This window comes from Novipirellula methanifontis (genome assembly GCF_052161655.1).
In the GTDB taxonomy this organism is placed as follows: domain Bacteria; phylum Planctomycetota; class Planctomycetia; order Pirellulales; family Pirellulaceae; genus Novipirellula.
In genome coordinates, this window is the sequence record NZ_CP197418.1 from 8,887,324 (window position 1) to 8,901,340 (window position 14,017).

The following is a 14,017-nucleotide window of genomic DNA, read 5'->3' on the forward strand; positions in this document are numbered from 1 at the left end:
AATTTCATGGATGATAATAAACTACGGTTCGGCGTTGGGGTGTTGGTCGTTTCAGCGATCGGCATCGGCATCATTTTGACGTTCCTGTTCGGAGCGTTCCCCAACGTTTTGAATCAAGACTACACGTTACTGGTGGAATTCCCGTCGGCCGAAGGGGTCAGCCCGAACACCGCCGTGCTGCGTGATGGCGTGCGGATTGGCCGCGTTGATGAGATATCGCTACTTCCCGAAGGCGGTGTCTTGGTTTCGTTGGCAATGGACAGTGCCAAACCGATCGACCGCCACTACATTCCCACGATCGGAAATAGCTCGCTTGTGACGGGCGATGCCGCGATTGAATTCGTGCGTGCGTCAGAGCAGGAGCTAGAAAAAGCGTTAGGGGGCAAGATGGAATTAGTGAACACACGCTTCGCCCATGAAGACTACTTGGACTACGGCAAAAAATCCAAAAATCCTCTTTCGACACTGTACAGCATGGAAAGTCAGATGTTGGAGACGATGGAATCGATCCGCAAGGCGGGTGATTCGATTGCCCTGGCCGGTGACAACGTCAACCAGCTAGCCGTCGAAGTAAAAAACACGGTCGGAGGGGCCGACCAAAACATGGACCGCTTGGCTCAGCAAGCAGTCGACACGCTTGAAGAGTTCCAAGGAGCGATTCGTGACGTGCGAAAAACCGTGGGCAATCCTTTGATCCAAGATGGACTGGAACGGTCCATGGCCCAGCTACCTGAACTGTTAATGAATGCTCAAAAGACACTCGATAGCACTCGAGAGACGTTCGAAAGTTTCCGCCGCGTGGGCGATCGATTCGAACGCGTTGGTGCTACTGCGGAAGAGACGATTACGACGGCGCAGCGATCGGTAGCGAGTTTTGATCGCACGATGCAAAACGTCGAAAAATTCACGCAGCCGTTAGGGGAACGTAGTGGCGAATTAATCGAGCAGGTGCTGCGAACGCTGGCGAGTGCCGACGTTGCGCTGGCCGAACTTGAGACGTTGGGGCGATCGGTGAATAACAGTGACGGATCGTTCAAGCGGTTCCTCGAAGACGACGAGATTTATTGGCAGGTTCGCCGCACGATTGAAAACATCGAACAGGCTTCTGCACGTATTCGTCCAATCATGGATGACGTCCGCATCTTTAGCGATAAAATCGCTCGCGATCCTCGTGAACTCGGCGTCCGTGGCGCCTTATCCAAACGCCCCTCCGGTTCCGGGCTAAAATAACCAGTGTGAAACGATTCAGTCACCTCTCCCGGCGAAGCTGGGAGAGGTCGAACGGGCCCTTTAGGCCTCGTTCGGGTGAGGGCCGACCGCGCACTTTACGTGCAGTGGGCCTCAACTTGCTCGGACGCCCTCACCCGAGCATCGCTGAAGGCTCTGCTCGACCTCTCCCAAAACTGCGTTTGGGAGAGGTGACTTCAAATTGCAGAGCAGGGCAGCGTTACCGCTTCAACGCTTCGCTTAAAAAATTGTGCAGAGCCGCGGCAGGTTGGTAGCCCGTGCGGTGTCCCACAATCTTGCCTTCGGGAACGCCGATCAATGTGGTGGGATACGCCGCGACGTCGATCCGTCCCAGCGTCGCTTCGTTCTCTTGTGGCGTCAACAGAATTGCGACGAAGTCTTGTGCGACACGTTGCTCGACCGTTTCATTGCCCCACGTGTCACGCTTCATCGCGTCACAGTAAGCACAGTGATCGGTTGAGATATAGATCACCATGGGAACATTGCGTCGACGTGCTTCCTGCCATCCCGAACGCAGCGTTCGGTGCCAGGTCACTCGCGGCTTTGCCACGTGGCTAAAAGGGGCCACCCCGGTATAGGTCGGCATCTCGGCAACAACGTTACCCGCGTGTCCACACGCTGTCATGATTGCAACCAATGCAACTGCCAAACCCATCATAGGCTTGGTACAAACCATGATTCGTTTCATGGCGGTTTCTCCGAAAAGAAATGGGAATATTTTGAAAAGCAACCTCTAGTAGGCGAGGCAGACTAAATACCCCAATCAACAAAGGCAACACTCATCCCCCATTAGAGAGCCGAAAAACAGCCCGAATTCACCAGTTTGGCGAACCCTATAGAGGCTGTTCCAAGCAGAAATCGAGCGATTTTTCTTTTCGCAAGCTTGTTCCCAAGGCTCCTGACTTGGAGCACACTGCCAAAGAGGATCCGCTTCGCGTTTTCGATGTGGCTGCAGGCAGGGAGGCGACGGGGAAAGTACGTTTCCAGGCGGGAGCCCAACGCCTTGAACAATTATTAGGCTGTAAATTACAGCATGTGCGTTTCGTAGCTACGCTCGCCAGAGCGTGGATTGTTGGCGCGCAAATGCGAATCACCACCTTCTGGCGAAGGTAGCTACCTGAAAATACTTCACGACATTGGGCGGGAGGCTGCGGAACGAGCACCAAATCGGGACGCTAGAAATCCGATGAAACACTCTCTCGCGACGCACGTGTTCCGAGGGCCCCCCATAAACCATATGGACTTTTCGACCCGGCAGGGGTGGCACTGTTCGTACCAGCACTTAACGCATTGCAGTAGACGCATGGCGTTTTTGAATTACCTGCTTCAATCGAATCGGTAACGAACTTCACCGCACCATCGGCCATCAAGACATGCACGCCGCCTTGATGACGACTGCTCGCCGGCGCAATCCCATAGGTGTCCGATTGACCGACCAGACACACCTCGGAGTTGGGCGAGAGGATCGTATTGAATTGCGATTGCAGGGTGTGAAAGTCAGCCCACCGGAAACCTCGCTGAGAAACGGCTCCATACACCTTCGCACTGCTCGTCCAAAACTGCGGTCGAGCCGTATCGATATAACCAAGATCAAAACATCGTTTGGGATTGTTCGCTACTTTGAAGAATCCGCCCTTGGCATTGGAGAAACCCACGGATCGATTATCGCGATCGCCTAATCCAGTCATGATTTCGCCTACCGCGATCGTATTGGATAAACCATCGATAAAGTCGCGGAATTTAATACTCTTGCGTGGCACAAATGCACCGCGCAATCCACAGCGGGCACGCTTCTTCGCGGTGGGGTCCGTGTTGTACAACCAACGTGTTCCATTCCAAACGGTGATCCCATGCTCGGCGTCATAGAAACCGTCGCCGGTGCAGGCGGCATAGTTCGTTCGCCCTAGCGCGGGAACACCACGGCCCGGATCGCTAGGGCAGCGAAACGTTGGAATCTCAGTTGCCCACGGTGGATAGTTGCCGTTCCATGGCCGAGGTCCAAACGCAGGCCAAATGTCGCCATCGGACTCCTGCATCGGCTCGCTCATCTGTTCCCACAACGCCTGTTGTTCGACAAACGGCAACAGACCCACCAAATAAGTCAGCTCGATGCGTGTAAACGCGGAACCATCTTTCTTGTCTGCAAACGCGGTGTTATTGGTATTTTCGTTGGTAGGCCCCACCCCGTGAATCGGTAATTGATGGTAGGCGGAATGATAATTGTGCAGCCCCAGCCCAATTTGCTTGACATTGTTGCTGCAACTCATCCGCCGCGCCGCTTCGCGAGCGGCCTGGACCGCCGGCAACAACAACCCGACTAACACGCCGATGATTGCGATCACCACCAGCAGTTCGACCAATGTAAAGGCAAGTGAAACGCGAGAAGAGACTCGTGTCATCATGGCGGATCTTTCAAAACGATCCTGCTCAATTTCAGCCTGGCGATGCTTGAACGGCAACGTCAACCATTCGCTTGCGTCCGCACAACCTGTAGAGGATTCGCAAAAAGAGTCTCGCGACTAGCCGCAACGTCGTGTTTGATTCCTTACTCTTCTCGTTCTGCCTCAGACGCCAACTCTTCCTCGGCCGCCTGAGCCATGATGTCGTCGTAAGAATACTCGTCACTCTCTTTGACCACACCACCACCCTGATCCCCGCAACCCATCACAGGAATCATAAGTAAGAATAGCGCCGATAGAAAAACCGCTTCCTTTGTCCAACCGGTTTTCCCAGCAATGGAAGGGTGTATGAATGACACACGTCGCAGAAGACCCATTAGCTGCCCCCGAAGTTGCAAGCTGACAGAGTAGGTTAAATAGAACTAGAACAAACGTACAACTGTTGTAACGCATTCACGCTACATTGCCAGTTTTTTGTCGCGAAGTTTTAGTTCAAAACCATGCTTTGGAGTTAGGATTGCCGAAGTCCAGTTCGCAGTAGATCTTGTTTTTGATCCACGCGGCAGAAATCATTTCGCAACATTAGTGGTTGGACGACCTTCACTGCGATCCTTAAATCCCCAGTGCTTGGGTAAGCAACCCTTGAATCGCCGAAATCTGGGACTTAGTGACGTAGATACGGTCGCCGGCTCGCAGAGCGTAGTCGGATTCAGGGAGCACTACCGAGTGGCTATCGTTCATACGAACTTCCATACGTATTCCACCAATCGCTTGAGGCGAGCTCCGATAGAGGACGGCGTTCACGGCTCCGAGTTTCTGCATCACTCCGGTCTGCTTTAGCAAGTCGCTGACAAAAACCGACCGGCCACTCGATTCAGGTGGCAATGGCAGGATGCGAATGGGCTCGTCCGCGACTTGCAAAACGAGCGAGTTTTCCGCCTGAGCTTGACGAACTTTCTGATACGCCTCTGCGTCCATCGTTTCATCAAGCCCTCGGTAGCCTCCCGCTACGCCCGCAGCCACATAGTTTGCCCCTGGCTCGGTTGGACTGAATCCTGGCAAATTGAAAGCGGAACAGCCAACACTCGATCCAGTGACCAGAACGCCAACCACGAGAGCCAAGGCGAAACTCGCCGAGGACGGGGAGGCCAAGCCCAAGCGTTGGTCGCCTTTGGAAGATGGGCACATGAGATGTCTCGATAAATGGATGTCAGTGTTAAACTTTGCCGGTTAGGTCAGATAAACCATCCAATCGACATTTGGGAGCCAAATCATCACTAAAAACCGAAAAGTCATAAAATTCACTGAAGAACCGGGCAAGAAATGCTGTTTCCTGCTTCACGCGGCGACCATCGCTCGCTATAGTTCCGGGCTTCCTAGAAATTGAAATTTTGCTTTTTACCACGCTAAGTGGCGGAGAAGATCGATGGCACGGCAATGTGAAACGTGCGGTAAGAGCGTCCAAATGGGCAACCGAATCGAAACACGTGGTAAGGCCAAATACCTTGGTGGTGTTGGTACGAAGATCACCGGATGTACACGCCGGAAATTCGTCCCTAACCTCCAGAAGGTGCATGTAACCATGCCTAATGGCCAGAACAAGACAATGCGAATTTGCGTTCAATGCATCCGCAGTGGCGCAGTCCGCAAGACGGTGAAAACCAAGCCGTTTGACGTTAGTGGCGCCAAGAAATAGCGTTATTAGCGTGTGACGGGCGTTTAACCCCACTCACGAGGAAAATCGATGGCCCTCTCTGCGGATGATGTTCGGCGACTAGCCCTGCTTGCTCGTCTTGAGCTTTCCGACGATGAAGTCAATGCGATCGGCCCCCAGATCACCAAGATCTTGGGGTTCGTTGAGCTATTGTCTGAACTCGATACTGAGGACATTGAACCAATGACAACGGCGCTGGACGTCGATAATCGCTGGCGCGCCGACGAATTGCAGCCAAGCTTGACCAATGATCAAGCCTTGCAAAATGCTCCGGCACGCGACGATGACTGCTTTCTTGTTCCTCCCGTTCTCGGCACTGCCGGAGCGAAGAGCTAGGAAATGCTGGGGTTGGCCGATCCGGTTCAGCACGGATTTGAGAGCTTAGTGCCCCCTTTGGTTGCGATCCTCCTTGCGATTGCGACGCGTCATGTTGTCCTCCCCCTAGCAGCGGGTGTTTTTTCCGGTGCGGTGCTGCTTGCGCGCGCCGACCCGCAGAAGTCGCTCATCGATTCGTTTTTCATCTTTGCAAACGCGATCGATGCCAGCCTTCGCGACTTTGATCACCTCCAAACACTCGCCTTCACGCTTTTGCTTGGTGCGATGGTGGGGGTGATGGAAATCGGCGGAGGGATCGAGGCGCTGATCGCAAAGCTTTCTCGCTGGATTCGCTCGCGGCGAAGTGCCCAAGCGATGATTTCGCTAAGCGGACTGGCCATCTTCTTTGACGATTACGCCAACACGCTACTGATTGGCGGAACGATGCGGTCGACAGCCGATCGCTTTGGACTCTCGCGAGCAAAATTGGCCTACCTTGTCGACAGCACGGCGGCTCCCGTCGCAGGACTCTCCCTCGTCAGCACTTGGGCCGCGATCGAGATTAGCTACATGAGCGAGGGACTCGCCGACGCAGGGGTCACCGACCCGTCCGCGGGTTTCGCATTGTTCATTCAGTCGATTCCGTATCGTTTTTATCCGCTCCTGGCGATCGTGATGGTGTTTTTGATCTCGATCACGGGACGCGATTTCGGAGCGATGAAACGAGCTGAAGAGACTTCTGCAAACCGCTCACCCAATTCTCCCTCCGCAGAGCCGGAAACCGCAACGCCGCCTCGTCCACCCCTACTCTGGCTTGCTGCGGTTTTGCCGATCGTGGCCTGCGTCGCGGCACTGGGAACGACGCTGGTGGTGACGGGCTGGCAACCCGATTCCAGCGCCGCTTCGGCCGGCGTATTGCAAGATACGATTGAAATTCTCGGCAACGGCAAATCCTACCTTGCCTTGATCATCGGCGGCGCGGTGGGACTTGCCACTGCTTGGCTGACTCATGCAAAGTTTGGCAAATGCGAATTCGAGACCCTCGTGATGGGCACTCTGCGAGGCGGATGGCAGATGATGCCAGCGATGATCATCCTCTGGCTCGCCTGGGCATTGAGCGGAATGACCGGCGAGGATGCACTGCAGACGGGGGATTATCTATCGAGCCTACTTTCCGATCGACTCGATCCGCGAGCTCTCCCAACGGTGGTGTTTGCCCTTGCTGGTTTTGTTGCCTTTTCGACTGGCACCAGCTGGGGCACGATGGCCATCCTGACGCCCCTCTCTGTCACCCTATCACTCGATCTCGATCCAAGCGGTGGCCCGGGAGGAGCGATCTGCCTGGCAACAACCGGTTCCGTCTTGGCCGGCGCGATTTTCGGCGACCACTGCTCTCCGATTTCCGACACCACTGTCCTGTCGAGCCGAGCCTGTGGATGTGACCATCTGCAACATGTCCGCACCCAAATGCCTTACGCGCTGGTGGTCGCATTTGTCTGTGTCATCCTCGGCTCGATCCCCGCAGTACTGGGGGTTCCGCCCTGGATCTGCTTGATCATGGGGACAATCGCACTGACGCTGATCGTGCGTTTTCTTGGCAAGCACCCCGATGGCAGAGTGAATTCTTGACGACTCGTCAGCTTCGTTCTTAAGGCAGCAAGAAACGCTACGGGTCTCGATTGGTGACGCAAACCGCCGAAAGTCTTGGCGACTTTCGCTACGTCATTCCATTGACTGCGGGGAATGGCAAGCTGGAAGCCTATCCCACATTGATTTTGAAAGTCCTACAGTGCGATTGTAAAAACGAGGGGCGTCCGCAGGCCTGATGAGTCATTTTTGCCGCATTTCAGCAAAATTCTCATAACGGCATCAGTATTGCATTGAATTGGTGAAAAAGAATAACAATCAAGCGTCAACGATGATGCTAACTCTGGACAAGGTACACGGATGATTCGACACATATTATTGATGCTAGTTCCTTTGGCGATTACCGCCACTCAACCAGCGAGTGTCGAAGGGCAAGACTATTCACGCCAAAGCCAAGCTGCAGCATCCATCGATACGCCCCAAACTCGACTTCGCCCGATTGGCTCGGCCAGTGCGGTCGATCGCTACCGGTCCAGCGACCCTAGCACTTCGTTTCGTGAAACAGCGTACCAAACGAGCGGAAACCCATTCCAATCGTCGCGAGTTTCACAAAACGCGTTGACCAACGCGGATTACGAACGATCGCAAGTTCGCCAGGCAATGATGCAACAATCGGTGACGGCACCGCAACTGCCCCCGGACACTTCCAGCATGGGGCTGCCGCCCAACAGCTTTGCGGTTCCCTCCACTTCGCCCGTCAACAACCCTCCACCGAGTGGCTTTACGCCTCCGCCCAGCTCGTTCACGCCTCCACCCAACACACAGCCTGCGGCACCGTCGCTGCCGCCATCGATGCCATCGTCACCCCCGGTTGCGGCATCTCCGTTTAACCAAGGCGCACCGCGGACCACGTTGCCCTCGAACTCGAACGCATTTTCGCCTGCACCGCCTCCACTTGCACCGGGCCTCAGCGGACAAAACTCGCTTCCCTACTCGCCCAACAGCAGCAGTGACCTGACGCCGCTTGCCCAGCCTGAGCTGCAATCCGAGTTTGCCACGATGGGCAATTCTCCGTGCGTCACGGCCCCAAGCAGCTACACGGCCGCCTGCGCATCGCCGTACATGCCTGTTAGCTACTACGCCTCAGACCCCTGTGCCGTTCCGGCAACGCTGCCGCCAACGTACGCTCCCGCTCCCACTTTCGCTCCCGCCCCGATGGTCGGAGTGGCTCCGCCCGCGGCTTACGGTACTCCGATCAGCCCCGGCACAGCGGCTCCGATCGGCTCGCTGTTCACCCTTGGCCAGGAACGAAACCTCGTCCAGGTCGGCCAAGGATTGTGGGGCCAACCGGTCGCCTATGTACCAGGGCAAGGCGTACGAAACTGGATCCGGTACTTCTTTCCTTAACCAGACCAGCCTAGTGTTGCGTCACAGCTAGGAATTAGGATTGCAAGGCGTAGCGGAAGCCGTCAAGACTTTCGACGTTTAGCTGGGAGGACGAAAGTCTTGGCGACTTTCGCTACTGCGCCCCCAATTTCACGCGAGGGCCGATGCAACTAGACTGAGGTGCGCTGCGTGTTCCAACACACGCAGCTTACTAAGCAGTAAGACAGGAGTCTTTCAGTAAATTGGCCGTTTTGGCGCTAGCGACGGTTCCGGAGTTCAACCGGGGCTAGCGCCCAAACGGCTAACGGGACTTCACCCAATGATTCCTGCCTACCTGCTTACTACCTAGCGTTCGTCCCTTTGCCAAAGGGTGCCATCCCGTTTTGCAGCCAATCCACCGAGTCATGAATTCCAGCGAGAAAATTACCGAGATCTTTGCCGCTGTCTTTCAGGACCTCAACGACGAACGTCCTGCGGAACAGCAATTGGAATTCGATGCCAGCACGCCACTGGTGGGTTCGCGAAGCTCGCTCGATTCAATCGAGATGGTTACGCTGCTGGTGAATCTGGAAACCTCACTCTCCGAATCATTCGGACGTCCGATTCGCTTGTCCGACGAGAAAGCGATGTCCGAAACACGCAGCCCGTTCAAAAACATCGCCACGCTCGTAACGTTTGCGACCAAAGTCGTTGAAACATCGACCGATGAGTAACGCAGTGCCTGAGCGGAACGAACGCATCATCCTGGTCACCGGGACCAGCCGAGGGATCGGACGTCATCTCGCCGAGCGATTCCTGTCCGTTGGCGATACCGTGATCGGCTGCAGCCGCAGCGCCGCTACTCCCGACGGACTGACGCCCGAATCGCTCCCTCGCTACTCACACTACTGCTTGGATGTGTCCGACGAAACGGCAGTACGCCAACTTTTCCACGAGATCAAACAGCAGCATGGCCGACTAGACGTGTTGATCAACAACGCGGGGATCGCGTCGATGAACCACAGCCTGCTGACGCCAATTGAAACCGTGCGATCGGTTTTTGAAACCAACGTGATTGGCACCTTCCTGTTTTGCCAAGAAGCCGCGAAACTGATGCTCGCCAATCGCAACGGTCGCATCATCAATATGGCAAGCATTGCGACGCCGCTAAAACTCGAAGGCGAGTCAGCCTATGCGGCGTCCAAAGCGGCGGTGGTCAGTCTGACCGAAATCCTCTCTCGCGAATTTGCCAGCTCTGGAATCACAGTCAACGCCGTGGGCCCATCGCCGATCGCAACCGATTTGATCCGTGGTATCCCCACGAAAAAATTAGACCAACTGATCGACCGTCAAGCGATCAAGCGACTCGGGACGGCGGACGATGTCTACAACGTCATCGATTTTTTCATCCGTCCGGAAAGCAATTTTATTACCGGACAAGTCGTCTACTTGGGCGGTGTCTAGCCCGCCACCGATCTGATGCCGACACGTTTTCTACAAGACCGATTTCGCGACGCCGCGACGCATGACGCGATCATCTGGAAAGGGCGATCGTTCTCGTATCGCTGGCTGCTCGATGCAATCCAGCAGTGGGATGCTCGACTCGATGAGCACGATATTCACGCAGGCGCCGTTACCACACTGCTTGCCGACCTTTCACCTCAAAGCGTCGCGGCCCTGCTCGCTCTGACCCAACGGGGTGCAATCATCGTCCCGATGTCAGGATCGATGCGAAAGAATCAACGAACCTACGAAGCTATCGCCCAGTGTGAGATTGCGATCGAAATAGCTGGCGACGAAACCATCTCGATCAGCAACACTCAAAACGCCTCGCCCGCAGAGCATGAACTGTATGCGAAATTAAAGGCTGCCGCTCACCCGGGACTCGTGCTGTTTTCCTCCGGGTCCACTGGCGTCCCCAAGGCCGCGGTCCACGATTTCACTCGACTGCTCGACAAATTCCGCCTGCCGCGGCGAGCACTGCGGACGCTCGCCTTCTTGCTTTTTGATCACATTGGTGGCCTCAACACGATCCTGCACACGCTGGCCACGGGTGGATGCATCGTCGTGCCATCTGACCGGTCAGCCGAATCGGTGCTTGCCGCGATCGAAGAATTCGCAGTGCAGTTGTTACCCACGTCGCCCACATTTCTAAAACTGCTGTTGATGAGCGGTGCATGGGAGGACTACGACCTGCGTTTGCTGCAAATGATTACATACGGCACCGAACCCATGTCTGCGAACATCCTGGCAGCACTGAATAAAAAACTTCCGCACGTTAAATTCAAGCAAACTTATGGACTCTCGGAAGTCGGTATTTTGAGATCCAAGTCCAAAGACTCGTCGTCATTGTGGATGCAACTCGGCGGCGATGGTGTCCAAACACGCGTGGTGGACGACGTCTTGCAAATTAAATCGCACTCCACGATGCTCGGTTATTTGAACTCGGCGTCCCCGTTTAGTGACGACGGTTGGTTCATCACCGGCGATGCGGTCCAGGTCGATGGCGAGTACTTCAAAGTGCTTGGGCGAGGTGGCGAGATCATCAACGTGGGCGGCGAGAAAGTTTATCCGGCCGAAGTCGAAGCGGTGATCGAAACGATGCCACAGGTCCACACGGCGGCGGTCTACGGCGAAGCCAACGCGATCATGGGCATGATCGTCTGCGCTCGCGTCAAACTGATTCCAGGAGTCGAGCTTTCGGCAAAAGAATTGACGCAAACGGTGCGACAGCACTGCCGGCACCATCTGTCACCCAAACAAATCCCAATTCGAGTGACGATCGATTCGCAATTATCGCATGACGAACGCTTCAAAAAGCAACGCACCCCACGACCATAGCCGCGTCGTTCCGATGCGAACCGTTCTCAATGGCGTTTGCAAAGCCATGACTTTACTTTGCCCACTGAGTGGAAGGTTCGGATGAGGGAAGGTCCAGTTCGTTTGCTCGGACACCTAAGCAGCTAGGCAGGAGTCTTTCCGTATATTAGCCGCTTTGGCGCAAGCCACGGTTCCGACATTCAACCGGGGCTAGCGCCCAAACGCAACGCTGTGAAGCATTTTCTCGTAGCTACCTTCGCCAGAAGGTGGTGATTCGTATTGGCCGTGGCCGGCAGCCATCCACGCTCTGGCGAGCGTAGCTACGGAACGCAAATGCCGTAATTTGCCGTCTCTAAATGCTTCACAGCGTTGGCCCAAACGGCTAACGGGATTTCACCCAATGATTCCTGCTTAGCCTTCTAATTCTTCCCAACGCTCAAACGCTTTAGCAAGCTGCTGTTCCAGGTCAGCCAATTCGCCGCTGACCTTTGCGATCTCGGATCCACCTTTTTGGTAGAACGTCGGATCCGCCATCCGATCGTGAAGTTTCGCAATCTCGACTTCGAGTTTTGTCATCCGCGCGGGCAACTTCTCAAGCTCGTGCTTATCCTTAAACGACAACTTTTTAGACGCGGACTTTACTGGCTTCGCGGCGACCGGTTCCTTCGCACTTTCGTTCTTCGCCGAATCGGCAAGCTGCTTCTCGCTCTCGTTTCGACGCTCCACAGCCGCTTGCCAGTCGTCATAACCGCCAACGTACTCGTTCACTCCATCGTCTTCGAACACAATCGTGCTAGTCACAACGTTGTTCAAAAACGTTCGATCGTGGCTGACCATCAATACGGTTCCAGCGAAATCGACGAGCTGCTCTTCGAGCATCTCGAGCGTTTCCGAATCAAGATCGTTTGTCGGTTCGTCCAAGACGATAACGTTGGCAGGCTGGGTCATTAATCGAGCCAACAAGGCACGATTGCGCTCGCCGCCCGACAGAAACTTGATCTGGGTACGAGCACGCTCGGGGGTGAACAGAAAATCCTGCAAGTAGCCGACGATATGTTTGGTCTTGTCGCCGACCTGAATTTGATTCCCGCCGTCACCGACACACTCTTGCACCGTCTTCTCGGGATCAAGCGTATCCCGCAATTGATCGAAGTAGGCAATTTTCAGATTGGTACCCAATCGCACGTTGCCCTCTTGCGGATCGAGTTGGCCGAGTAGCAGTTTTAGCAGCGTCGTCTTACCAGCTCCGTTGCGACCGATGATCCCAAGCTTGTCGCCGCGCATGATCGTTGTGGAAAAATCGTTCAAGATGGGATTGTTTTCATACGAAAACGAAACGTCCTTCAACTGTGCCACCAGCACTCCACTGCGCTGAGCCTCTTGCAGATTCAGCTTCGCCTTGCCTTCAGTGCTGCGTCGCTCGCTTCGATTTTCTCGCATTGCTTTCAGGGCACGCACGCGACCTTCGTTTCGTGTTCGACGTGCCTTGATGCCTTGCCGAATCCAGACTTCCTCTTCAGCCAATTTTTTATCAAACAGTGCGTTTTGCTTTTCTTCCGCCGCCAGAGCCTGTTCTTTTCGCTGCAGGAAGGTTTGGTAGTCGCAGGACCAATCGAACAGTCGCCCGCGGTCAATCTCCCAAATTCGCGTGGCCAGATTTTGCAGGAACGAGCGATCGTGCGTGACGAAGATCAGCGTCTTTTCCCAGCGGCTGAGAAAATTCTCGAGCCATAGAATCGAGGCGATATCCAAATGGTTCGTCGGCTCGTCCAGCAGCAACACGTCGGGACTCCGCGAGATGGCGCGTGCCAGCAGCACACGACGCTTCAGTCCACTGGACAGAGTCTGGAAATCGGCATCAGGATCCAACTGCATGCGAGACAGCGTGGAATCCGCTGCGTGCTCGATCTTCCAGGCTTCTTCGTAGTCGTCGTCATCATGAGCTTCGTTTTCGCCCAGCACGATCGACTTGATGGTTCCCTTCCAATCGCGTGGCACCTCTTGGGACAGTCTCGCCACGCGAGCCCCCGAACGGAGCGTGACCGAGCCACTGTCGGGCACGACGTCGCCGGTCAGGATCCGCATCAGCGTGGTTTTCCCAGCGCCGTTACGTCCCAGAAGTCCAATACGTTGCCCCATCTCGATCTTGGCCGAAACCGAGTCAAGCAGTGAAGGGCCGCGAAAGCCAATAGTCAGGTTATCAATCGATATAAGCGTCATGCCAAGAGTGGAGCGAACCAGAGCGAAATCGTCCAGAGGAAGTCATTTCAAGATTTTTTGCTACGGCAATCACCAAGGCTGACATCCAGCCCCCCGTTGGTCGACCACAGTCAGGAGATCCGTGAAGCAAATTAACAATTTTTCGATGCAAGACGCCGCTTCTGCAAGGCCAAAAGACGACCCACCGCAGCAAATGCTGACCGGCACGACACGCGTCAAACTAACGAAAGGAGCCGCGTGATGACTAACAAGCGATTCACGAAAGTCTTGACGACTTCCGCCACGAGTCATCCCGTCACTTCATGTTCCGACGCTCCCTAATTTGACGACACGAGGTGAGTCTGGAACT

The 14,017-nt window shown here is 55.0% G+C and carries 13 protein-coding genes; 8 read left to right on the forward strand and 5 right to left on the reverse strand.

Going from position 1 to position 14,017, the window contains the following annotated elements; all coding sequences use genetic code 11:
• Nucleotides 1-6: 6 nt before the first annotated feature.
• Nucleotides 7-1,230 carry an MlaD family protein gene (locus tag SH528x_RS31690; RefSeq protein ID WP_442507418.1) on the forward strand — a complete coding sequence of 408 codons (1,224 nt, stop codon included), beginning with the start codon at nt 7-9 and terminating at the stop codon, nt 1,228-1,230.
• 217 nt (nt 1,231-1,447) lie between these two features.
• Here the strand turns inward: SH528x_RS31690 and SH528x_RS31695 are convergent, their stop codons facing one another.
• From SH528x_RS31695 to SH528x_RS31710, 4 genes are all read right to left on the reverse strand, one after another.
• Complete coding sequence (locus SH528x_RS31695) at nt 1,448-1,936, reverse strand: thioredoxin family protein (protein WP_442507419.1); 489 nt, start codon at nt 1,934-1,936, stop codon at nt 1,448-1,450.
• Nucleotides 1,937-2,423: 487 nt separating this feature from the next.
• Complete coding sequence (locus SH528x_RS31700; protein WP_442507420.1) at nt 2,424-3,650, reverse strand: DUF1559 domain-containing protein; 1,227 nt, start codon at nt 3,648-3,650, stop codon at nt 2,424-2,426.
• Nucleotides 3,651-3,793: 143 nt separating this feature from the next.
• A complete protein-coding gene (locus tag SH528x_RS31705) occupies nt 3,794-3,925 on the reverse strand; it encodes a hypothetical protein (RefSeq protein ID WP_442507421.1) in 132 nt (43 codons plus the stop codon).
• A 334-nt stretch (nt 3,926-4,259) separates the two neighbouring features.
• Complete coding sequence (locus tag SH528x_RS31710; protein ID WP_442507422.1) at nt 4,260-4,835, reverse strand: hypothetical protein; 576 nt, start codon at nt 4,833-4,835, stop codon at nt 4,260-4,262.
• Between the two features lie 238 nt (nt 4,836-5,073).
• Here SH528x_RS31710 and rpmB point away from each other — a divergent pair, with 238 nt between their 5' ends.
• From rpmB to SH528x_RS31745, 7 genes are all read left to right on the forward strand, one after another.
• A complete protein-coding gene (gene rpmB, locus SH528x_RS31715) occupies nt 5,074-5,343 on the forward strand; it encodes a 50S ribosomal protein L28 (protein WP_008689692.1) in 270 nt (89 codons plus the stop codon).
• 48 nt (nt 5,344-5,391) lie between these two features.
• Nucleotides 5,392-5,697: an Asp-tRNA(Asn)/Glu-tRNA(Gln) amidotransferase subunit GatC gene (gene gatC, locus SH528x_RS31720; RefSeq protein WP_442507423.1), complete on the forward strand. Its 306-nt coding sequence runs from the start codon at nt 5,392-5,394 to the stop codon at nt 5,695-5,697.
• A gap of 48 nt (nt 5,698-5,745) precedes the next feature.
• Nucleotides 5,746-7,305, forward strand: coding sequence for a Na+/H+ antiporter NhaC family protein (locus SH528x_RS31725; RefSeq protein WP_442507424.1), 1,560 nt, complete (start codon nt 5,746-5,748; stop codon nt 7,303-7,305).
• Nucleotides 7,306-7,623: 318 nt separating this feature from the next.
• Nucleotides 7,624-8,670, forward strand: coding sequence for a hypothetical protein (locus SH528x_RS31730; RefSeq protein ID WP_442507425.1), 1,047 nt, complete (start codon nt 7,624-7,626; stop codon nt 8,668-8,670).
• A gap of 383 nt (nt 8,671-9,053) precedes the next feature.
• Nucleotides 9,054-9,362 carry a hypothetical protein gene (locus SH528x_RS31735; RefSeq protein WP_442507426.1) on the forward strand — a complete coding sequence of 103 codons (309 nt, stop codon included), beginning with the start codon at nt 9,054-9,056 and terminating at the stop codon, nt 9,360-9,362.
• Nucleotides 9,355-10,092 carry an SDR family NAD(P)-dependent oxidoreductase gene (locus SH528x_RS31740; protein ID WP_442507427.1) on the forward strand — a complete coding sequence of 246 codons (738 nt, stop codon included), beginning with the start codon at nt 9,355-9,357 and terminating at the stop codon, nt 10,090-10,092. Before SH528x_RS31735 ends, SH528x_RS31740 begins: the two co-directional genes overlap by 8 nt.
• A gap of 15 nt (nt 10,093-10,107) precedes the next feature.
• Nucleotides 10,108-11,469, forward strand: a complete 1,362-nt coding sequence (locus SH528x_RS31745; protein WP_442507428.1) for a class I adenylate-forming enzyme family protein — start codon at nt 10,108-10,110, stop codon at nt 11,467-11,469.
• A 390-nt stretch (nt 11,470-11,859) separates the two neighbouring features.
• On the opposite strand, the gene SH528x_RS31750 is transcribed toward SH528x_RS31745, so the two are convergent.
• Nucleotides 11,860-13,668, reverse strand: a complete 1,809-nt coding sequence (locus SH528x_RS31750; RefSeq protein ID WP_442507429.1) for an ATP-binding cassette domain-containing protein — start codon at nt 13,666-13,668, stop codon at nt 11,860-11,862.
• Between the last annotated feature and the right edge of the window lie 349 nt (nt 13,669-14,017).